Source organism: Eudoraea sp. (genome assembly GCF_049665975.1).
Lineage (GTDB): Bacteria > Bacteroidota > Bacteroidia > Flavobacteriales > Flavobacteriaceae > Eudoraea.
Genome location: NZ_JBATGR010000033.1, coordinates 1 through 22,133 on the forward strand (window position 1 = coordinate 1; position 22,133 = coordinate 22,133).

Below are 22,133 nucleotides of genomic sequence, written 5' to 3' on the forward strand. Positions count from 1 at the left end.
GGAAGTAGAGACATATACCTGGGAGGTACTTCCAGGTTATCTAAAAAAAGAACTTTCAGAATCCATAATCAGGGAAATGAACTGGTTAATAGATAAACTATAAAAGGTATGAATAAAACGGTTGTTCTTAATGTTGTTGGTCTTACGCATAGACTAATAGGTGAACATACACCTTTTATAAAGTCTTTTTTAGAAAGAGGAGAGTCAGCCTCAATTGAACCGGTTTTACCAGCGGTCACCTGCACTTCTCAAACAACTTATCTTACCGGTAAATGGCCGGCAGAACATGGCATTGTAGGAAATGGATGGTATTTTAAGGACGAATGTGAAGTGAAATTCTGGAGGCAATCCAATAAATTGACTCAAAGTGACAAGTTGTGGGATGATATGAAGCAATTGAACAGTGATTTTACCTGCGCCAATCTTTTCTGGTGGTATAATATGTATTCTACAGTGGATTATAGTGTTACACCTCGTCCTAACTATCTTGCTGATGGAAGAAAAATCCCCGATATTTATTCACATCCTCCTGAATTAAGAGACCAATTGCAACAAGAACTGGGTGTTTTTCCTTTATTTAATTTTTGGGGTCCCAAAACATCTGTGAAATCCAGTCAGTGGATAGCTGATGCTGCAATCAAAACAGACCAATTGCATGATCCAACTCTTACCTTAGTTTATCTGCCTCATTTGGATTATAATTTGCAGAGATATGGGATTGACTTTTCCCAAATCAGTAAAGATCTGAATGAAATTGACGAGCTAGTAAAAAAACTGGTGAGTTACTACGACAATGAAAATACAAATATCGTTCTACTCTCGGAATACGGAATTACCAATGTGAATAATCCAATTCATATTAACCGTATTCTTCGATCTGAGGGATTAATAACTATAAGGGAGGAACGAGGTCTGGAGCTATTAGATACAGGCGCTAGTAAAGCTTTTGCAGTAGCTGATCATCAGATTGCGCATATTTATCTAAATGATCACACAGTTAAAAACGAAGTAAAGGAGTTACTAAAAGGAATTAAAGGTGTTGAGAAGGTATTATCGAATAATGAATTGGAAGAAGCACATTTAAATCACGATAGGTGTGGCGATTTGCTGCTAATTGCGGATAAAAATTCATGGTTTACTTATTACTTCTGGATGGATGATGAAAAAGCACCAGACTATGCAAGAATGGTGGATATTCACAAAAAGCCTGGTTATGATCCTGTAGAACTGTTCACAGATCCCGAAGACAAATTTGTGATGCCTAAAGTGATATTAAAACTTTTGAAAAAGAAACTCGGATTTAGAACTGTAATGAATATAATACCCCTGAAAGCAAATCTGGTAAAGGGTTCGCACGGCAGAATACCTGAAGACCAATCAGATTACCCCGTTTTTATAACAAATAAAAAAGTATCATTAAAACAGGACCTATTTAAATCCACAGAGGTTTACCAGCTTATAGCTAAACTGTTAACCGGTTAAACTCTTATAATATGAAAAATCTATTTAAACTTCTTTCTTTAGTATTTACATTGTTATTTATATGGGCAGCATATGTTCAATATAATGATCCCGACGCGTTGTTATGGTATGCCATCTACGGAGTTGCTTCTGCGGCTTCTTTGTTCTTCTATCTGGGTAAATTGAACTTTACCGGAGCAATCATTCTAAGCGGAATATATTTTATAGGCACTTTTGTTTTGTGGCCGGATAAGTTTGAGGGTATTACTATTGGTAATGGAGATATTGTGAATATTGAAAGGGGAAGAGAGTCGTTAGGGCTATTGATTGTGGCAATAGTATTGTTGATTTATGCCCTTAGGTTACGACCGGCAAATAAATCAAAGGTCTAGATCAAACTCCTTTCTTAGGAGATCTATAGCAGGGTTTATTTCCCTTAGTTTTTGATACTTCTCCTCAGGAGTATAGGCAAATTTTTTGGCAATTTCGTCATTGACAGTTATTTTCAACTCAATGCTATAATTGTTGAGTTGTTTTCTTAGAAACTTTAACAGGTGATATTGTTCCCGTTCAATTTCTTTTTTCATTGTACCATTTGGAAGCTCAATCCATATTTCCGATTCATTAACTATTTTAGGTTGGTCGGAACTTAGATTTGAAGCCATAATCTTTTTACCAGCGTCCTCTAATTTTTTAATATAACTATCCCAATGTTTTAATAATTCTTCTTTTGCAAAACTTTCTTTAGGTAGCTCATCTTCATCAATTACTACTTCTATCCTTTTGAGTTGATGTTCTTTTTTAGCCTTTAAACTGGATAATGATAATCCCGAAATTCTTTTAGATCGCTCCTTAATCTTAATGTTTTTATTAGGATCAGATATCATTACCTCTTCGGGCATAACGGCTGTCAAAGGCTGAGGATCAGCTTTTTCTGTTTCTGTGGATTCTCCCTGTTCCCTGAATTCAACTTCCTTTTCTTTGGGAATGACGGTTTGGGTATTTTTCAAAAATTTTACAGTTTCCAGAGACTGTTTAGTGGGTAGCTCATCAATAAAAAACGAAGTGGGTATTAATTGAACTTCGATATTCCCTGTGGTGTTGAGGTTTTTAAGATTTTTTTTTTCACCATTAAAATCTATGGAGGCTAATTTCATTAGGGTTAATTCAACCAATAATCTATGGTTTTTACTGGCTTTGTAGTTAAGGTCACACTCATTTGCCATACCTATCCCTGTGAGTAAAAAGGATTCAGAAGTTTTTTTAGATTGTTCCAGATATTGTTTTTTTGCTTTCTCACCAACTTCCAATAGGGCAATGGTATCTTCATGCCTGCAAACCAAAAGGTCTCTGAAATGTGAAGCCAGACCACTAATAAAATGATGTCCCTCAAAGCCTTTAGCGAGTGTTTGATTGTACAAAACTAATAATTGAGGGATATTGTGCTCCAGAATTAAATCTGTAGTGGCAAAATAGGTATCATAATCCAGAACATTTAAATTCTCAGTTACAGCTGCTCTGGTAAGATTCTTCCCGGAGAAACTAACTACCCGGTCAAAAATTGATAATGCATCTCTCATAGCACCATCTGCTTTCTGAGCAATAATATGAAGCGCGTCATCTTCTGCTTCAATACCCTGTTGCTCGGCAATATATTTGAGATACTTGGCCGCGTCCTTAACGGTTATACGTTTAAAGTCAAATATCTGGCAACGCGATAATATAGTAGGTATAATCTTGTGTTTTTCTGTAGTAGCTAAAATAAAAATAGCGTGCTTAGGAGGTTCTTCAAGTGTTTTTAAAAATGCATTGAACGCAGATTGAGATAGCATATGTACCTCATCTATGATATATACTTTGTATTTTCCAACCTGAGGTGGTATTCGCACCTGATCTATTAAGCTTCTGATATCATCAACAGAATTATTAGATGCCGCATCCAGTTCAAAAATATTGAATGCAAAATCTTCATCTTCTTTCTCCGTACCGTCCTGGTTGATTTGTTTAGCCAAAATCCTTGCACAAGTAGTCTTACCTACTCCTCTGGGGCCACAAAATAAAAGCGCTTGTGCGAGATGGTTATTTTCTATTGCATTCAGCAGCGTATTTGTAATGGCTTCCTGACCCACAACATCCTTGAAGGTTTTAGGTCTGTACTTACGTGCTGATACAATAAATGGTTCCAATTAAACGAAGGTTTAGCAGACAAAATTTAAGCGCCTGTGGTGTTATATACAAATATAGAAATAGCCGTTAATTATGCCGTTTATTTTAAATATATATGCTGAATTTTTATCAACAATTGTTTGGTAGCTGAACTATTGACTAAGGTTGAGAATAGTAAAATAGTCATTATTTATTTCTTGTAGGAATTTGAAATGGGATATGGATTAAATACACCTGTGAATAAGCGTGTAATTTTTTTAACCTAAACAGGATATTGTACCTTTGTATTAAACAGGTCCCCTTATCGCCCTAACAATTTATGTTAGTGAGGAAAGTCCGGACACCAAAGTGCAACATAGCGGGTAACGCCCGTCCCTTTCGCCATGTGCGGAAGGAGGACAAGTGCAGCAGAAAGCAAGTACAGGTAATGCTGTAGTGAAATCAGGTAAACTCTATGTGGTGAAACGTCATGTATATCAGCGTTAAAGGGCTGCACGTCCAAGCTGAAGGGTAGGCGGTTAGAACTTTTGGGTAACCAAAAGTCCAGATAAATGATAAGGAGGTCTCTTTGAGGCCTTACAGAATCCGGCTTATGACCTGCTTTTAGAAAAACTCCCTTGCTCTATGAGGTTTATTTCAGATCTAAGAGTGAGGGATTTTTTTATTCCATAGTTTTGTTTAATTCAAAAAAACTAAAAATACTCCCTCCGTACTTCTTCATGTATTTAAAATTTTCAAGATCGGATAAATCTGTGTGTTTGGAATGCTCAATTATCAAAGTTCCATTTTCATTTAATAATTGTCTTTGAAAAACAATTGAAGCAATTTTGGAACAATCTTCGTTCGAGAAACTATAGGGCGGATCAACAAATATAATATCAAAATTCAGGTTTACTTTTTCAATAAACTTAAAAACATCACTTTTTATAGCAGAAATATTAAAGTCTAGTTCTTTAGCCATTTTTGCTATGAACTTAATACATCTGTAGTCTTTATCAACAGCCACAATTTCTCTACTGCCTCTGGAGGCAAATTCGAAACTTATATTCCCGGTACCGGAAAATAAGTCCAATACTTCCAGATCTTCAAAATAATAGTTGTTATTTAAGATATTGAACAAAGCTTCTTTAGCCATATCAGTAGTGGGACGTACAGGAAGTCCCTTGGGGGCCGTAATTCGGCGGCCTTTATGTGAACCGGAGATAATGCGCATTAAAGTGCGTTTAGTACTGTAAAATCTACTACTTCTTTCTCTAACTCTTCTGTAGAATAAATATCGCTTGGTGGAATAAATATTGAAATATGCTGTATATATTCATAAGCAATATTGTATAGCTCATCTCCCATATCTACTGCACCGAAAAGCCTCAGTTTTATATTTTCCGTATTCAGTTTTAATTGTTCCAGGGTAAATAGCAGGTAATAAATAAAATCTTCCTTAGTTATATATTGAAAACTATTAAAGAATAATAATTGCTTTTGAGCAAGTACCGTAATATCCATCTGCTTATCGGCAATATGTACATAACAAATGGGCTCATTTCCATTGCTATGCGAATTTAATAATGATTGCACCATAATTGTCCCGTGGTGCATGAATTCAAATTCCCCAAAAAGATCATATATATAATTATTGATATTTACAAAAGGCACATAAACATTTACCAGGTCGTAACTATCTATCTCATCATATTCAACCAGATCGTTGGCGAGTATTTTGACATTAAACTTTAGGTAATTGGCAAGTTCTGCTTTATCAAATAATGGTTTAGGAACGAGGCTAAAGAGGTTATTTCTATGGATAACTACCACCTCTGTAATGGAATAATCTTCAATTTTTGATTCTCCAAACAGCTGCTTTAATTCCTTTTGCATCTCATAAGGACTTAGCTCTTTACTAAAGTTTAGGCGCTTGAAATGTTTGATCGTATTAGCGATTGTGTCCACGATACAAAAAGAAAGTCCATTCAAGCTAACCTGAATGGACAATTTATAAAATTTTTCAATATTGTTATTGATCTCCTTTTTTGTCATAAATAGGGGGCCAGTTGCCATTGGTACTTACATCTGTAAGCGAACCTACTCTAATTTCTGGTCCGTTTACTTCTTCAACACTTATCTGAGCGTTTTCCCTGGTTAATAGATCTTTAGGTTGGTCATATAAAATAATATCCTTTTTAACTTTGGCCTCAAAAACCGGTGCTTTGTATCCTCCTTTATCAACAATTTCAGCTTTCATAGCAAATGTTTCTCCACCCTGTGCATAAGGAACATTCATCATGCTTTTAAAGCGGTCATCACCTTTAAACAAAGAATCCTTTACTGAAACGAATCCCAAGGTGTCAATAATAGTAACTTCTCTCAAAAGGTCAATTCCATAAACCTTGTCGAATTCCATGTATGAAGAATCTCTTTGTTGTGTTATCGTATATTTTCCCGAATCTACAAACGCTATGAGACTTTTGAAGTCGTTGGCAAATTTTCCATTAACTGACCTGTAGGCCTCCTGCGCATTTCTAATATCCTTTAAATTCGAAATTACTTTAGAAAAACGTTCTTCCTTAATTTTTTTAAACTCAATTGGTCCTGTTACAGATCTATAGATTAGGAATCCAAGTCCTACACAAACTATCCAAAGTACTATCTGAAGTATGGTTTTCATTTTTAACTGGTATTAATTATCCTTATGTGGTCTTCACAAATCTACAATTTTTTTTTAATCGTAAAAGGTTTTGTCGTAAAAATCCTCTTTATATTTGAAGGCTTATGAAAATGCTTACCGCTCCTTCTTTCTATAAACTACTTAAGGATAACTTTCCTCATTCACCCACACCAAAACAAGAAGTGGCTCTGCAACAGCTAGCTCATTTTGTGTTATCCGTAAAAAAAGAGGAGGTCTATTTGTTGAAAGGATTTGCTGGAACAGGTAAAACAACCATAGTAGGGGCTATAGTGTCTAATTTATGGAAGACCACAATGAAGGCAGTTCTGCTGGCGCCAACCGGACGGGCTGCTAAAGTGATGAGTAATTATTCAAAGAGTCAGGCCTTCACAATTCACCGGAAAATCTACTTTCCCAAAAAAGAAAGTGGGGGAGGGATAAAGTTTATACTTGCACCTAATAAGCACAGGGATACAATTTTTATTGTGGATGAAGCATCTATGATTCCAGATGCTCCATCAGATTCTAAGTTATTTGGTAACGGCTCACTATTAGACGACTTGTTGATGTTTGTATACTCTGGACATAATTGTAAATTGATTTTAATTGGTGATACCGCTCAGTTACCGCCGGTTCATTTACAAATCAGTCCTGCTTTAGACAGCGAAAAACTGGCTTTTAATTATAATAAAGAAGTTATAACCTTAGAGTTAGATGAAGTAGTACGACAGGCAGAGGACTCCGGGATATTACTTAATGCTACCAATTTGCGGGAGCAATTGCAAACTGGCTACTTAGATGAATTTAAATTTGATGTTAATCCCTATAAAGACATAATAAGACTAATTGATGGCTATGACATTCAGGAAGCAATTGATAATTCATACAGGGAAAATGGCAAGGAAGAGACCGTGCTAATTGTTCGCTCAAATAAAAGGGCAAATTTGTATAACGAAAACATAAGAAACAGAATATTATACCTGGAGAATGAGTTAGCCCCGGGTGATTATATGATGGTGGTGAAGAACAATTATTTTTGGTTAAAGCCTAATTCAGAGTCCGGTTTTATAGCCAATGGGGATATTATTGAAATACTTGAGATTTTTTCTATTAAGGAGCTCTATGGCTTCAAATTCGCCGAGGTAAAGGTAAAAATGGTAGATTATCCCAACCAAAGACCATTTGAGACTGTACTGTTATTAGATACAATAAGAGCCGATACACCTTCATTGTCTTATGAAGAGGGAAATAGGTTATATCAGGAAGTACAAAGCGATTATGCTCACGAAAAATCGAAATACAAACGGTTTTTGGGAGTGAAGAACAACAAATTCTTTAATGCATTGCAGGTGAAGTTTTCATATGCCATTACGTGCCATAAATCGCAAGGAGGGCAATGGGATACTGTATTTGTAGAACAACCTTATCTTCCTAATGGAATAGATCGTGAATATTTGCGATGGCTGTATACAGCGGTTACCAGAGCTAAGGAAAAATTGTACCTGATAGGGTTCAAGAACGATTTTTTTGTTGGTGAGGAATTACTTAAATTAGTAAAACAGATTTTAATAATGACATCTGAGACAATAATTAGCATATTTCTTGGAATAGGACTTGCCGCATCAGTAGGTTTTAGGGTGTTTTTGCCATTATTTGCACTTAGCCTTGCAGCATATTTTGATGTTTGGGAATTGAACCAACATTGGGTTTGGATAGGCAGTCTTGCGGCATTAATTGTACTTGGGGTTGCTACAATAGTGGAATTATTGGCCTATTTTATTCCTTGGGTGGATAACCTGCTTGATAGCTTAGCAATTCCCCTTGCTGCAATAGCAGGTACGGCTGTAATGGTTTCTACTGTCGCCAATTTGGATCCGGTGGTTACCTGGTCTCTGGCCATTATTGCGGGCGGAGGTACTGCTACAGCTATTAAAGGGGCTTCAGCAGCGGGAAGAGTTGTGTCTACAACAACTACTGGAGGTTTGGCGAATCCCTTGGTGTCTGCTTTAGAATCCGGAACGGCTATAGTGGTTACAACAGCATCGATATTTGCTCCTGTACTTGCTATGGTTCTGGTTATTATTATACTAATTTTTATTTTTTCCATATATAGAAAACTAAGGCCAAGAATTAAACATTAATAAAACGATTTCAATGACTAAAATAATTGCCATGATACCTGCTCGTTACGCCGCAACCAGATTCCCCGGAAAATTGATGCAGGATTTAGCTGGTAAACCTGTTATTGTCAGAACCAATGAAGCTGCATTAAAGACAAAACTATTTGATGAGGTTTATGTGGTAACAGACAGTCCTGTTATTTTTGATGCTATCATCAAAGAAGGCGGCAAAGCTATTATGAGCAAGGAAGAACATGAATGTGGTAGCGATAGAATAGCGGAAGCTGTAAGCAACATGGAAGTTGATATTATTGTGAATATTCAAGGCGATGAACCTTTTACTGACAAGGAGAGTTTAGTAAGTATGTTGGAAGTATTTGAAAATGATCTGAACGAAGAAATTGATTTAGCATCCTTAATGACAAAAATTACTGATTCGGATGAAATTAATAACCCTAATATTGTTAAGGTAATTGTAGATAACCGGGATTTTGCACTTTATTTTTCAAGATCTGCCATTCCTTATCTGAGGACGACAGAAATGGATATTAACTATTTTAAACATAAAGGTGTTTATGCTTTCAGAAAAAGGGCACTTATGGATTTTAGAAGTTTACCTATGTTAACTCTGGAAGCAGCAGAAAAAATTGAGGCCATACGATATTTAGAGTATGGAAAGAAAATTAAAATGGTGGAAACTGAGGTAAATGGAATAGAAATAGACACTCCTGAAGATCTTGAGAAAGCCAAAGAGGTATGGAATTAGATTTTGGTAATATAAAAGTAGTTGGCTTCGATGCCGATGATACACTCTGGGTAAATGAAACTTATTTCCGGGAAGCGGAAGAAAAGTTTGCTGACCTTCTTGAAAATTATGAAACCAAAAACAAGGTGGATCAGGAACTTTTTAAAATGGAAATGAACAACCTTGAGTTGTATGGTTATGGCATAAAAGGTTTTATGCTTTCTATGATAGAATCTGCAATGGAATTATCGAATAACCATATCCCTCCGCAGACAATAACTGAAATATTAAATCTTGGAAAGGAAATGATAGCCAGGCCTGTTGAACTTTTACAGGGTGTTGAGGAAGTGTTGCAAAAACTGGCCAATAAATACAGGTTGATTGTTCTTACAAAAGGTGATCTCTTGGATCAGGAGAGAAAATTAGAAAGATCCGGACTTACAAAATATTTTCATCATGTGGAGGTATTAAGTGACAAGAAAGAGGAGAATTATAAAAATTTACTGGACCATCTGGAGATTAATGTTAACGAATTTTTAATGATAGGGAATTCCTTGAAATCAGATGTAATACCTATTTTGAATATAGGCGCCAAGGCGATACATGTGCCATTTCATACAACCTGGGCTCATGAACAGGTTACTCCGGAAGAAATGACGAATGATCACCTCACATTAAATGTGATATCTGATATTTTAAAATACCTAAATTAAAATTATGAAACAAGAGAAAGAAATTCCGTTAAAGGATGCTACAAAAACTACAAAAGGACCATACAGAAATTTTCCAATGGTACCGCGTGTTGTTTTTGGAGCCGGCAGCTTTGATCAATTAGGTGAAATAATAATGCCTCATCGAAGCAGTCCTGATGCCCCCGTCATTTTCCTTGTGGATGATGTTTTCACTAACTCAGCCTTATTAGAAAGAATTCCTGTTCAGTTCAATGATAGGACTATTCTTATTTCTGCGAATAAAGAACCAAAAACAGGGCAGGTAGATGATTTGGTAAGTCAGATAAAAGAAGATTTTACAGAGTTGCCTTCGGCGGTAGTGGGTATTGGGGGTGGCACTTTGTTAGACTTGGCAAAAGCCGTCGCAATCATGTTAAATAATGAAGGTTCTTCGGCGAATTATCAGGGTTGGGATTTGGTACATAATCCTGCAGTCTATCATGTTGGGATACCTACTATTAGTGGTACAGGGGCCGAGGTGTCCAGAACAACTGTTTTACTTGGCCCTGAGAAGAAACTTGGGATTAATTCAGATTTTACACCCTTTGATCAGGTTGTCCTGGATCCTGATCTACTTCATGGAGTACCCAAGGAACAATGGTTCTATACCGGAATGGATTGCTTTATTCATTGCGTGGAATCTCTCAATGGAACTTACTTAAATGCATTTAGTCAAAGTTATGGTGAAAAAGCACTGGAGTTATGTGAAGAAGTTTTCTTAGGTGATATTTCAGATTCAGACTCCAGAGATAAGTTAATGATGGCATCATGGCATGGTGGTATGAGCATTGCCTATTCTCAGGTAGGTGTTGCCCATGCAATGAGCTATGGACTTTCTTACTTACTGGGAACCCGGCATGGTATTGGAAATTGTCTTGTTTTTCAACACCTGGGAGAGTTTTATCCGGAAGGCGTAGTTAGTTTTAATAAAATGATGGAAAAGCATGACATTCAACTTCCGAAGGGAATTTGCGAAAATTTAACTGATGATCAATTCAATACCATGATAAAAGTGTCATTGGGGATGGTACCGCTTTGGGAAAATGCTTTAGGTAAAGAATGGGCAAAATATATAACTCCGGAGAAATTGCGATCTATTTACCAGAAAATATAGGCTCTTTAGACATTTAATTAGCAGGGATTTGTTGTTTTATGATTATCTGATACTAATAAATGACGAAAACACTGAACTCTTTCTGCCATACAAATCCCACACGCTATATGCAAAGACTATCTAAATTTATCTTTTTTCACATTTTAAAGTGGCGTTTAAATGGTACTTTCCCTGCGGTTGATAAATGTGTTGTAATTGTTGTGCCTCATACCAGTTGGGTAGATTTTTTTCTGGGTTTATTGGTTAGAAGGGTGTTTAATGAAGAAATTAATTTTATTGGAAAGGAAAGTCTGTTTAGGCCTCCATTCGGTTGGTATTTTCGCTGGATGGGAGGTGCACCCATAGACCGGAGTAAAAGTCAAAATAAAGTAGCTGCTATTACCAAAATATTTGATGAACGCAAAAAATTTAGGTTGGCACTCGCACCAGAGGGTACCCGAAAAAAAGTAGCGGAATGGAAAACAGGATTTTATTATATTGCTAAGTCGGCCAAAGTCCCAATTGTATTGGTGGCATTCGATTTTGGCAAAAAACAAGTCAAGGTATCAGAACCTCAATTCCCCACAGATAATATGGAAGCCGACCTTATAAAATACAAAGAATTCTATAAGGGTGTGGTTGGAAAGATTCCTGAATACAGTTTTTAAATCCTTATAAAAGTAAATCTTATACTTGCAGATTCAAAATCACCATCGTTGTCAAAATCATATTCTCCTGAATCAAATCCTCCATTAATGGTGAACGTGGTTGCATTGAGCGTTGCTCCATAGGTATCCCAATCTCCGGGATAATCAGCCCATTCGATGGCAAAATAATATTGTCCTTCGAATTCTTCCCAGAACATTTCTCCACTAGATGTATATGAAGGCCTGTCTGACGGATCAATAGTTAAGGTAAACCTACCATTACTTTGGACAGTCAGGGATGCAGCTCCTCCTTCGTTAATGAGCTCGATACTCTGTGTATTGCCATCACTAAAACTGGCCGACGTAGCTTCCCAATTGCCTGCCAATTCACTAATTTCAAAAGGGCCTCCTACTTTGACCAGAACATCTGTTTCGTCGTCACCTGAGCAGGAAAACAGTAAAAATATGAAGAAAGGGACAAATAAAAATACCTTGCTTAGTGTTTTCATAATTTCAGATTTAAAAGGTTATCAATAAATTAAATTCCGGTTAAGGTAAAATGAGGTCAAAGATTCGTTTTATTCTCAACTGGCATGATAATAAAATTAGTAAAGGGAATAATGAATTGAAATGATCTGCATCACCCCATCAAAATTATTTGATAAACCATAAATCGAATGCAGTAGTTATTAGCATTTTGAGCTTACTTTAAAAAACGTAAAAATATATAATGGGTATGTTTGGGAAGCTAGATAGCGCTATATTAAAAAGAATATACTTAAATGAGTCTTTGGAAATTTATTCCTGCATAGTATGATATACATTCTGTACATCATCATCCTCTTCAATTTTTTCTAATAGCTTTTCAACATCTTCAGATTCTTCAACCGTAAGTTGCTTGGTAATTTGAGGTATTCGCTCAAAACCAGATGATAGAATTTCAATTTCCCTGTTTTCTAATTCTTTTTGAATGGCACCAAAACTTTCAAAAGGAGCGTAGATCAATATCCCATCATCATCAACAAATACTTCTTCAGCACCAAAGTCTATCATCTCTAATTCCAGTTCTTCGGGGTCTATTCCCTCTCCAGAAATACGGAAATTACAAGTATGGTCAAACATAAATTCTACAGATCCTGAAGTGCCTAAACTACCATTACATTTATTAAAGTAACTTCTAATGTTAGCAACCGTCCTGGTATTATTATCAGTGGCTGTTTCAACCAGTATGGCTATGCCATGGGGTGCATATCCTTCAAACAATACTTCTTTGTAATCACCAAGACTTTTATCACTCGCTCTTTTAATTGCTCTCTCAACATTGTCCTTAGGCATGTTTACCGCCTTGGCATTCTGAATGACCGCTCTCAATCTGGAATTAGAATCAGGATCAGGGCCACCTTCCTTTACAGCCATAACAATATCCTTCCCAATGCGCGTAAAAGCTTTGGACATGGCTGACCATCGCTTCATTTTACGTGCTTTCCTAAATTCAAACGCTCTTCCCATAAATTAATATGCTATTTATTGGAAGCAAATTTAACAAATTTAAATGGTGGGGCAAGAGATGAATGAGTAGATAAGAATATCTAGTTATTCACGATGTTCTCAATGCTATCCGCGAGTTTAAAATCATTGTTGGTTATACCGCTGACATCATGGGTATTCAGTCGAATTTGTAGGGAGTTATAAACATTTGTCCAATCCGGATGATGATTTTGTGCCTCGCATTCAAAGGCTATCCGAGTCATTGTTGAAAAAGCGTCTTTAAAATTTTTAAACTTATAGTTTCGTTCAATGGCACCGTCTTTATATTCCCAACCAGCCAATTTTTTTAGCCTGCTAGTTATTTCTTCTTCGCTTAGTTTTTCCATAATATTTTATTTTTCTTAAAGTTAGAAAAATATGATTTAGGCAATTAATAATAGGTAGATTTCTTTGTAATTAAATGATAACATGATGATCAATAATCTCCTGGCAACTAATTCGAAGGTTTTTCGGGAGTTTATTGTCTTTGGGTAAAACAGCCATATAACGCTCTTCATTTGTAGTGAAAACCCTTTTAAAAATAGGATTGAAGCTTCCTATCCTTTCAAGGATATCCTTAATAAAGTCTTCATGGTGAACCAGGTCATAGCTGCCCAGATGAAAAATTCCGCTCTTATTTCTATTTATGAGATAATGGATTTGCTGAGTGAGCTTGTAATCGGTTATTACATTAATAATCAGATTTGGAAAAACTTCTATAGGTTCATTATTCCAAATAAATTTCTTCATTTCTTTAACCCGGGGGGAGGAATTTCCAAATACCATTGGTACTCTTAAAATAGCCATTTTAGTTTTAGGCAATCGCAAAAGCATGTTCTCTATTCTAATTTTTAATCTCCCGTAGACACTCTCGGATAAGGTTTTGTCATATTCATATGAAGGGAATTTACTGTACGCATCAAACACATTGGCAGAAGACAGAAAATAGAGTTTGCAGTCGTTTTTAATGAGATATTCCACGATGTGCTGATGTGCCTGAACTTGTGCACTAAAATTGCCTCTTAAGGCTGAAATAATGATTTGTGGGCGTATTTTCTCGAGAAGTTGATAGATATCATCTTCCTGCATATCATATCTTATAAACTGTTTATTATCTCCAAAAGCCCCTTCGGATGAACAATAGGTGGCATAGGTGTCATAATAATTACAGAGTTCCTTGTAAATAGCATGTCCGATAAATCCGCTTCCTCCCAGTATCAGTATTTTCTTTCCTCCGTCTTTCACCCTTTTTCCTCCTCGTATCTAAAAATAGTCTATGCTTTATAAAATGGTAATTTAACCACTTTTGCCTTTACTGTATTCTTGCGTATTTTAATATGAATCTCGCTACCTGGTTCAGATAATGCATAAGGCACATAGCCCAAACCAATGCCTTTATTCAAAGAAGGTGACATGGTACCCGATGTGACAAAACCTATTTTATTGCCATTACCATCTACAATTTCATAACCTTGTCTTGGAATACCTCTTTCTTCCAACTCAAAGGCAATTAATCTCTGTTTTGGAGCTTGCTCCTTTTCTTTAGCCAGCGCTTCGCTATTCACAAAAGGTTTGCTAAACTTTGTAATCCAACCAAGACCGGCCTCCAAAGGAGAAGTGTCATCATTAATTTCATTTCCATATAAACAATACCCCATTTCTAATCTAAGAGTATCCCTTGCAGCCAAGCCAATTGGTTTTATGCCATAATCTGCCCCTGCTTCCAGAACATTATCCCAAATTTGCTTTACTTCCTCGTTTTTACAGTAGATTTCAAATCCACCGGAACCAGTGTATCCCGTTGCTGAAATAATAACATGATCTATCCCTGCGAAGTCGCCAACCACAAAATTATAGAACTTAATTTCCGACAGATCTACAGATGTTAAAGACTGCATGGATTCTACCGCTTTTGGCCCTTGTATCGCCAATAATGAGTAGTTTTCTGATATATTCCTAAGTATGGCCCCTATATCCTTATTGTACTTAGAAATATGATCCCAATCTTTTTCAATATTAGAGGCATTCACCACGAGGAGATAAACTTCTTCTTTTACTCTGTATACAATAAGGTCATCCACAATACCGCCAGATTCATTTGGAAAGCAGCTGTATTGGGCCTTTCCAACCGTAAGTTTAGAAGCATCATTAGAAGTGACTTTTTGTATTAGTGCTAAAGAGTTGGGTCCTTCTATTAAGAACTCTCCCATATGAGAAACGTCAAAGACACCCACAGCTTTTCTAACCGTTTCATGTTCGGCATTAACACCTTCATAGGATACCGGCATTAAATACCCGGCAAAAGGAACCATTTTGGCATTGAGGGCTTCATGGGTTTTAGTTAGTGCTGTATTCTTCATATTTCATCAATTTAAGCTGCGCAAATTTATAGAAAATTAATAGATAGCTAAATTGGATTTCACAATGTTTTATGACTTATAAAAATAAGATGTCCTATTTGTTTAGCAAATAGCTTTTAAGTTCATCATAGGTATCTATCTTGATAGAAACTTTATTTTTTTCTAATACATTTTGAATTTGAGAAGGAATGGGTAATTTCAATTTTAGAGTTTCTTCAACCACGTCTAAAAATTTAACAGGATGTGCTGTTTCCAAAAATACTCCAAAGGTATCCGATTTATCTTTTTGATATTCCTTGAGGCCTAAATACCCTACGGCACCATGGGGATCAGTAATGTAATTACATGAATTATATACACTAAGTATGGCGTGTTTCGTTTCTTCATCGGTGAAAGAATAAGAAGACAGGTGGTTTTTTAGTTCGGTAAAATTGTTTTTATATAGATTTCTTATCCGAATAAAATTACTGGGATCTCCAACATCCATTGCATTAGAGATAGTAGCTTTTGACATTTTGGGAGAATACTCCTGAGTACGCATAAAAAGGGGTACCGTATCATTTACATTTGTTGCAGCAATAAAATGAGCAACAGGTAAACCTAGTTTTTGTGCAACCATCCCGGCACAAATATTTCCAAAATTACCACTGGGGACAGAGAAAACAATGGGCTGTTCTTTGTTTTTTAGCTTTTTATATGCAAATAAAAAATAAAACATCTGAGGTAACCATCTGGCCACATTTATTGAGTTTGCGGAAGTCAATTGTATTTCCGACTTCAGGTCCGAATCTAAAAAGGCAGTTTTAACCATATTCTGGCAATCATCAAAATTCCCATTTACTTCAAGGGCTGTTATGTTCTGCCCCAAAGTAGTTAACTGTCGTTCCTGTATATCACTGACTTTACCGCTTGGGTATAATATAACCACCTTAACGCCTTGAACACCTAAAAAGCCATTTGCCACCGCGCCTCCCGTATCTCCCGAAGTGGCTACCAGTACAGTTACTTCACTATTTTGATTCTCTAAGAAATATCCGAGGCAATGTGCCATAAATCGGGCTCCTACATCCTTGAATGCAAGGGTGGGTCCATGAAAAAGTTCTAAAGTTGCTACATTTTTTTCTAATTCAATAACAGGAAAAGGAAAATCTAAAACGCTAATTAAGATTTCTTTTAGTTTATTTTCAGGAATGCTTTCACTTACAAATTGTTCTATTGCTTTGAAGGCAATATCATGATCAGTCTGATCTTCAATATTTTCAAAAAAAGAGGAAGACAGCGGCTTTATATCCCTGGGAAAATATAATCCCCTATCGGGAGCTATTCCATTAATAACGGCTTTTTTAAACGATACATCAGCAGCTTCTTTATTTAGACTATAAAATTTCATTTGTCGGTTTTAAGGAGGAAAAAGCAAAAATTATATTTTATGCATTCCTTTGGTATTTATTTTTGAAACATATACATCATAATCCACACCTATATTGATATATACATTTCTCATAGCTTCTGCCACTTTGTCCGCAGTATCCTTTCCTTTACTCAATGCAAAAATGGAAGGCCCCGAACCCGAAATACCCGTACCCAGGGCTCCTGCTTTAATAGTTTCGGATTTCACTTCACTGAAACCGGGTATTAACATTGAGCGGATAGGTTCTACAATATGGTCTACTAAGGACCTGCCAATCAGGTCATAATCTTCAAGGAAAAGCCCTGATATAAGTCCACCAACATTCCCCCATTGTTTTATCCCATCTTTTAAGGAAATTGATGTTTTTAGTATTTTTCTTGAATCTGAGGTCTTTACTTCAATCTGAGGATGGATAACGGTAGCGTATAGATCAGGAGGCGTGTTTATTTTAATAATATCAAGAGGTTCATAACTGCGCACCAAGGTAAATCCACCATACAATGCGGGGGCTACATTATCGGCATGCGCTACACCACTGGCTAATGCCTCACCTTGCATAGCAAATTTAACCAACTCAATTGGAGAAAATGGTTTGCCGAGAAGTTCATTCATAGCCCATACAGCACCTGCAGAACTTGCCGCGCTACTTCCAATACCACTTCCGGCTTTTATTTTTTTGTATATTTCTATCTCAAATCCCCCAGAATATTCGCTTTCTGCCAATAAGGCTAATCCTGCAATACCAGCTACGTTTTTCTTTGTTTCCAAAGGGAGTATTTGTCCTGTTATTTTGGAGATATTAATACCCGGTTGTTTTGTCTTACGTACCATCATTTCATCTCCTATTGCATCAAGTGCTAACCCAAGGACATCAAATCCACACGAGATATTAGCAATTGTAGCAGGACAAAAAACCTTAATACTATTCATTTGATTAAAAATTTCCTATTCTAATTATATCTGCAAAAATTCCGGATGCAGTAACATCGGCCCCGGCCCCGGCTCCTTTTATGATCAATGGCTGATTAGGGTATCTTTCAGTATAAAAAAGAACAATATTGTCGCTTCCTTCCAAATTATAAAAATCATGGCCTTTAGGTATCTGTTCTAAGCCAACACTTGCTTTGCCATTTTCAAATTCAGCAACATATTTAAGTTTACTTTCTGAAGATACGGCCTTATCATATAGTTGCTGAAACGATTCCTCATGGGCGGCAAGTGAAGCGTAAAATTCATCATTATTGTCTGTAGCAAGACTTTCCTCTGGTAAAAATGCGTTGTTCTTTATGTCTTCAATGTCCAGGACATAACCACTTTCTCTTGCCAGGATTAAAATCTTTCGCATTACATCAACCCCACTTAGGTCTATTTTTGGGTCTGGTTCTGTATATCCTTCTTCCTGTGCTCTTTTAACTACATCATGAAAGGTAGTCTTGTCGTTAAAATTATTAAAAACAAAATTCAGACTCCCGGAAAGTACGGCCTGTATTTTATTAATTTTATCTCCCGAAGCTATCAAGTGTTTTAAAGTGTCTATTATAGGCAAACCGGCTCCTACATTAGTTTCAAAAAGAAATGGTGCATTGTATTCCCTTGATAGTTCTTTCAAATCACTATATTTTTTATAGTCCGAAGAACATGCAATTTTATTGCAGGTAACTACAGAAATACTGTGTTTTAAATAATCAGCATAGGTATTAGCAATAGTTTCACTAGCTGTATTATCAACAAAAATACTATTGCGATGATTATTACTCAGAACAGTATTAAAAAAAACTGTTCTATCGGCTTTTTTACCTTTTGCTAATAGCTCATCCCAATTTTCCAATGGAATACCATCTTCATCAAAAATCATTGTTCTGGAATTAGATAATCCAATTACCCTTGGATTTAACTTTAGGATTTTTTTGAGGTATTTTTTCTGGTTTTGGATTTGTTTAATAAATCTTGAGCCCACATTTCCAACACCCATTACGTAGATGTTTAATTGCTTGATATTTTCCTCGAAAAACTCTTCGTGTAAGGTGTTAAGGGCTTTTTTAACATCATCTTTTCTTATAACTGCGGAAATATTTCTTTCAGATGCTCCTTGTGCTATGGCCCTTATATTTACGTTGTTTTTACCCAGGGTACTAAACATTTTGCCACTTAATCCCTGATGACTTTTCATGTTATCTCCTACCAAAGCAATTATGGCGAGCTCACTTTCCACCAACACCGGTTTTATTTTATTTGTTGCTATTTCATATTCAAAAGCTTTATTAACCAGTGATTCTGCAATTGCTGCATCTACATCTGATATACCAACACAAATTGAATGTTCTGAAGATGCCTGGGTAATAAGTACCACACTGATCCCTGTCTGGGAAAGGACTTCAAAAAACCGCTTTGAAATACCGGGTATGCCAATCATTCCCGGACCTTCCAGCGAAAGAAGGGTAATATGTTCAACATTGCTGATACCCCTAACAGATTTGCCCTGGGCGTTATCATTTTTGGCAATTAATGTTCCTGCCTCTTCAGGCGCAAAAGTATTTTTAATAAGAATAGGTATGTTTTTGGACAACACAGGTTGTATCGTAGGAGGATACAGTACTTTGGCTCCAAAATGTGATAATTCCATTGCCTCTTCATAGGAAATCTGCGGTATTGCTTTGGCTTGTTTAACTATCCTGGGATTTGCGGTATACATTCCACTTACATCTGTCCATATTTGTAATTCTTCTGCATCTATTGCACTGGCCACTACTGCCGCAGAATAGTCAGAACCACCTCTCCCTAAGGTCGTGGAATTACCTTGGGCTGTTGAAGAAATAAATCCGGGAATGACAGTTATTTTATTTTTGGTTTTAGAAAAATAAGCGTTACAGTTTTTATTGGTATTTTCAAAATCCACAGCAGCCTTTCCAAAAGTGTCATCAGTTTTGATTAGCTCCCGGCTATCCTTAAATGCTGAATTCATACCAGCGGAGACAAAGAATTCACTAATAATATAGGAAGATAAAAGCTCGCCAAAACTAACAATCTTGTCTGTTAACTGCGGGGTTTTTTCAGCAATTAGAAATGCACCCTCAGCTAAAGTGTCCAGGGTGTTTAATTCGCTTTTCACCTTGCTTAAAATAGCACTTTGTAATTGAATTGGAATGAGTTCTTTAATAGTCTTTATATGCCTGTCTTCTATTTCCTGAAGACTATCTTTATATTTTTCATCCTGATTTGATGCCATATCAATAGTCCTGAGGAGCAGATCTGTAATTCCTCCCAGAGCAGATACTACAACTACAATGTTATTTTCATCCAAATTTTTGATGATATTCTGAACCTGCTTTATATGCTGAGCATTGGCTACTGAAGTACCTCCAAATTTTAAAACCTTCATTTTGTTTTAGTATTAATTGCTTGATTTATACAGCTGTTGTTACTGAATATAAACGGATACGGACGTATATGTAGAAACTTACCCCTAAGGGGTAGTAGTGGTGATGCTAGCAGCAAAATGGCGCCGGTTAGTAAAGGATGAAGCCCTTTTATTTATGTCCGATATGCTTTTCATAATGTCTCTGATGACAATTCAAAAGTAGGACTTTTGAACCCCTTATCAAATAATTCATGCTATTTTTGTGAAGTCATCAATTTTTTTCAAATATTTTTATAAAAAATAACGGTATTCAGGGATGATTCAGTGGTATAAAGTAGAATTTGTAACTAACACCAGGAGTAAAAAACCTATTTCACGCGGAGTTGTCACTAAATAAATAGGAATCCAATAAATTGACCATAAATAAGAAATGAAGATATTTACAGCCAAACAGATATACGCAGCTGACCAATTCACAATTGAAGATCAGGATATCACCGGAGCCGAGCTAATGGAAAGGGCGTCAATTCAGCTTTTTGACTGGCTTCATCATAAGTTGCAAGGTGCTCAGGTCAAAATTAAGTTGTTTTGTGGGATTGGAAATAACGGTGGTGATGGATTGGCTCTGGCAAGGCATTTATGGGAACATGGTTACAATATTGAGGTATTTGTTGTAAACTATAGCGAGAAGAGGTCTCATGATTTTCTTGGTAATTTAGAGCGCTTGAAAGATCGTAAGATTTGGCCAAACTTTGTTAACCAGGATTCTGAACTCCCTTCAATTGATTCTGAAGATATAATTATTGACGCTCTTTTCGGGATAGGGTTAAACAGAACACCTGATCCATGGGTGGAAAGACTTATACAGCATTTTAATGATTCGAGCGCTTTCGTTGTTTCTGTTGATATCCCGTCAGGCTTGTTTCTAGATCAGCCTGTAAAAAATTCAAAAGCGGTTGTGAAAGCGAATTATGTTCTGAGTTTTCAGTTTCCAAAACTTATTTTTTTCTTACCGGAAACGGGAATATTCTCCAATCAATGGGAAGTTTTAAATATTGGGTTATCTCAAAAATATATCGGGCAAACCGAGGCTTCCTTTGAGCTTATTGGCAAAAATGAAGTTTTGAAATATTACATTCCAAGGGAAAAATTTTCACATAAAGGCTCATATGGACATGCATTGATTCTTGGCGGCAGCTATGGCAAAATTGGGGCTGTTTCCCTTGCTTCCAAGGCCTGCATTACCTCCGGGAGTGGATTGGTTTCGGCTTATGTACCAAAATGTGGATATATACCCATACAAAGTTCATTACCCGAGGTTATGGTTATTACAGACCAAGGTGAAAAAGAAATCACAAATATTTCTTTGAAATTGGAGCCTAGTGTAATAGGGGTTGGAATTGGACTGGGAACTGCGCAGCGTACTCAGGAAACGTTCTCCAAATTTTTAGGAATAACTAAATCTCCTATGGTTATTGATGCTGATGGTCTTAATATGATTGCCATGAACAAATCACTATTAAAAAAACTTCCACCAAAAACGATACTTACTCCCCATCCGGGGGAATTGAAGCGCTTATTGGGCAATTGGGAGAATGATTTTGATAAACTTAAAAAAGCTAAGGAATTCTCTAAAAAACACGATTGTATTCTGGTACTAAAAGACGCTCATACTATAGTGATCTATAACGAAAAGGGATATATTAACACTACAGGAAATCCCGGAATGGCCACGGCAGGAAGCGGGGATGTGCTTACAGGCGTGATAACCTCATTAGTGGCACAGAAATATGAACCTTTGAAAGCAGCTATATTTGGAGTATACCTCCACGGCAGGGCAGGAGATATAGCA

20 protein-coding genes, 1 other RNA gene and 1 pseudogene are annotated in these 22,133 nt (G+C 36.4%); 10 read left to right on the forward strand and 12 right to left on the reverse strand.

From position 1 onward, the window contains the following. Nucleotides 1-108: 108 nt before the first annotated feature. Both WBN20_RS01030 and WBN20_RS01035 read left to right on the forward strand, forming a co-directional pair. The gene (locus tag WBN20_RS01030; RefSeq protein WP_424280393.1) at nucleotides 109-1,482 is read left to right on the forward strand and encodes an alkaline phosphatase family protein; all 1,374 of its coding nucleotides are present in this window, start codon (nucleotides 109-111) and stop codon (nucleotides 1,480-1,482) included. 11 nt (nucleotides 1,483-1,493) lie between these two features. Further along, complete coding sequence (locus WBN20_RS01035; RefSeq protein WP_424280394.1) at nucleotides 1,494-1,853, forward strand: transmembrane 220 family protein; 360 nt, start codon at nucleotides 1,494-1,496, stop codon at nucleotides 1,851-1,853. Here WBN20_RS01035 and WBN20_RS01040 read toward each other — a convergent pair. Continuing rightward, on the reverse strand, nucleotides 1,842-3,647 hold the full coding sequence (locus tag WBN20_RS01040; protein ID WP_424275036.1) for a DNA polymerase III subunit gamma/tau: 1,806 nt from the start codon (nucleotides 3,645-3,647) through the stop codon (nucleotides 1,842-1,844). The genes WBN20_RS01035 and WBN20_RS01040 overlap by 12 nt on opposite strands. Before the next feature lie 268 nt (nucleotides 3,648-3,915). Here WBN20_RS01040 and rnpB point away from each other — a divergent pair. Further along, an RNA gene (rnpB, locus tag WBN20_RS01045) (RNase P RNA component class A) lies at nucleotides 3,916-4,235 on the forward strand. Nucleotides 4,236-4,288: 53 nt separating this feature from the next. On the opposite strand, the gene rsmD is transcribed toward rnpB, so the two are convergent. Genes rsmD through WBN20_RS01060 form a run of 3 tightly spaced genes read right to left on the reverse strand, consistent with a single transcriptional unit; the run spans nucleotide 4,289 to nucleotide 6,289 of the window. Continuing rightward, nucleotides 4,289-4,840: a 16S rRNA (guanine(966)-N(2))-methyltransferase RsmD gene (gene rsmD, locus WBN20_RS01050; RefSeq protein ID WP_424280395.1), complete on the reverse strand. Its 552-nt coding sequence runs from the start codon at nucleotides 4,838-4,840 to the stop codon at nucleotides 4,289-4,291. Continuing rightward, nucleotides 4,840-5,682 carry a DUF3822 family protein gene (locus WBN20_RS01055; protein ID WP_424280396.1) on the reverse strand — a complete coding sequence of 281 codons (843 nt, stop codon included), beginning with the start codon at nucleotides 5,680-5,682 and terminating at the stop codon, nucleotides 4,840-4,842. The genes rsmD and WBN20_RS01055 overlap by 1 nt, the downstream gene beginning before the upstream one ends. Continuing rightward, nucleotides 5,639-6,289, reverse strand: coding sequence for a hypothetical protein (locus WBN20_RS01060; protein ID WP_424271228.1), 651 nt, complete (start codon nucleotides 6,287-6,289; stop codon nucleotides 5,639-5,641). The genes WBN20_RS01055 and WBN20_RS01060 overlap by 44 nt, the downstream gene beginning before the upstream one ends. Nucleotides 6,290-6,393: 104 nt before the next feature. Between WBN20_RS01060 and WBN20_RS01065 the strand changes: the two are divergent. From WBN20_RS01065 to WBN20_RS01090, 6 genes and pseudogenes are all read left to right on the forward strand, one after another. Further along, nucleotides 6,394-7,821 (forward strand): annotated as a pseudogene (locus tag WBN20_RS01065) (ATP-dependent DNA helicase); the annotation flags it as partial. 39 nt (nucleotides 7,822-7,860) lie between these two features. Then, a complete protein-coding gene (locus WBN20_RS01070; protein ID WP_424280402.1) occupies nucleotides 7,861-8,430 on the forward strand; it encodes a DUF4126 domain-containing protein in 570 nt (189 codons plus the stop codon). A 31-nt stretch (nucleotides 8,431-8,461) separates the two neighbouring features. Continuing rightward, entirely contained in the window at nucleotides 8,462-9,175 is a 714-nt protein-coding gene (gene kdsB, locus WBN20_RS01075; RefSeq protein WP_424275038.1) for a 3-deoxy-manno-octulosonate cytidylyltransferase, read from the forward strand. After that, nucleotides 9,166-9,867: an HAD family hydrolase gene (locus WBN20_RS01080; protein ID WP_424272638.1), complete on the forward strand. Its 702-nt coding sequence runs from the start codon at nucleotides 9,166-9,168 to the stop codon at nucleotides 9,865-9,867. Before kdsB ends, WBN20_RS01080 begins: the two co-directional genes overlap by 10 nt. A gap of 4 nt (nucleotides 9,868-9,871) precedes the next feature. Continuing rightward, a complete protein-coding gene (locus WBN20_RS01085; RefSeq protein WP_424280397.1) occupies nucleotides 9,872-10,999 on the forward strand; it encodes an iron-containing alcohol dehydrogenase family protein in 1,128 nt (375 codons plus the stop codon). A 107-nt stretch (nucleotides 11,000-11,106) separates the two neighbouring features. Next, nucleotides 11,107-11,646: a 1-acyl-sn-glycerol-3-phosphate acyltransferase gene (locus WBN20_RS01090; protein ID WP_424272763.1), complete on the forward strand. Its 540-nt coding sequence runs from the start codon at nucleotides 11,107-11,109 to the stop codon at nucleotides 11,644-11,646. On the opposite strand, the gene WBN20_RS01095 is transcribed toward WBN20_RS01090, so the two are convergent. The 8 genes from WBN20_RS01095 to thrA form a co-directional block, all read right to left on the reverse strand. Next, entirely contained in the window at nucleotides 11,643-12,134 is a 492-nt protein-coding gene (locus tag WBN20_RS01095; protein WP_424272762.1) for a hypothetical protein, read from the reverse strand. The two genes, WBN20_RS01090 and WBN20_RS01095, sit on opposite strands and share 4 nt — an antisense overlap. A gap of 289 nt (nucleotides 12,135-12,423) precedes the next feature. After that, nucleotides 12,424-13,134, reverse strand: coding sequence for a YebC/PmpR family DNA-binding transcriptional regulator (locus WBN20_RS01100; RefSeq protein ID WP_424275033.1), 711 nt, complete (start codon nucleotides 13,132-13,134; stop codon nucleotides 12,424-12,426). An 80-nt stretch (nucleotides 13,135-13,214) separates the two neighbouring features. Continuing rightward, nucleotides 13,215-13,499 carry a 4a-hydroxytetrahydrobiopterin dehydratase gene (locus tag WBN20_RS01105; protein WP_424275032.1) on the reverse strand — a complete coding sequence of 95 codons (285 nt, stop codon included), beginning with the start codon at nucleotides 13,497-13,499 and terminating at the stop codon, nucleotides 13,215-13,217. Nucleotides 13,500-13,569: 70 nt separating this feature from the next. Further along, nucleotides 13,570-14,397, reverse strand: coding sequence for a sugar nucleotide-binding protein (locus WBN20_RS01110; RefSeq protein ID WP_424272225.1), 828 nt, complete (start codon nucleotides 14,395-14,397; stop codon nucleotides 13,570-13,572). Between the two features lie 29 nt (nucleotides 14,398-14,426). Next, complete coding sequence (gene gcvT, locus WBN20_RS01115; protein WP_424280398.1) at nucleotides 14,427-15,512, reverse strand: glycine cleavage system aminomethyltransferase GcvT; 1,086 nt, start codon at nucleotides 15,510-15,512, stop codon at nucleotides 14,427-14,429. Between the two features lie 94 nt (nucleotides 15,513-15,606). After that, nucleotides 15,607-16,902, reverse strand: a complete 1,296-nt coding sequence (gene thrC / locus WBN20_RS01120) for a threonine synthase (RefSeq protein ID WP_424272227.1) — start codon at nucleotides 16,900-16,902, stop codon at nucleotides 15,607-15,609. Nucleotides 16,903-16,932: 30 nt separating this feature from the next. After that, entirely contained in the window at nucleotides 16,933-17,853 is a 921-nt protein-coding gene (locus WBN20_RS01125; protein ID WP_424280399.1) for a homoserine kinase, read from the reverse strand. 4 nt (nucleotides 17,854-17,857) lie between these two features. Next, nucleotides 17,858-20,302: a bifunctional aspartate kinase/homoserine dehydrogenase I gene (thrA, locus tag WBN20_RS01130; protein ID WP_424280400.1), complete on the reverse strand. Its 2,445-nt coding sequence runs from the start codon at nucleotides 20,300-20,302 to the stop codon at nucleotides 17,858-17,860. Between the two features lie 409 nt (nucleotides 20,303-20,711). Here thrA and WBN20_RS01135 point away from each other — a divergent pair. Then, nucleotides 20,712-22,133, forward strand: a 1,422-nt coding sequence (locus WBN20_RS01135; RefSeq protein ID WP_424280401.1) for an NAD(P)H-hydrate dehydratase, incomplete at its 3' end; no start/stop codon positions are given.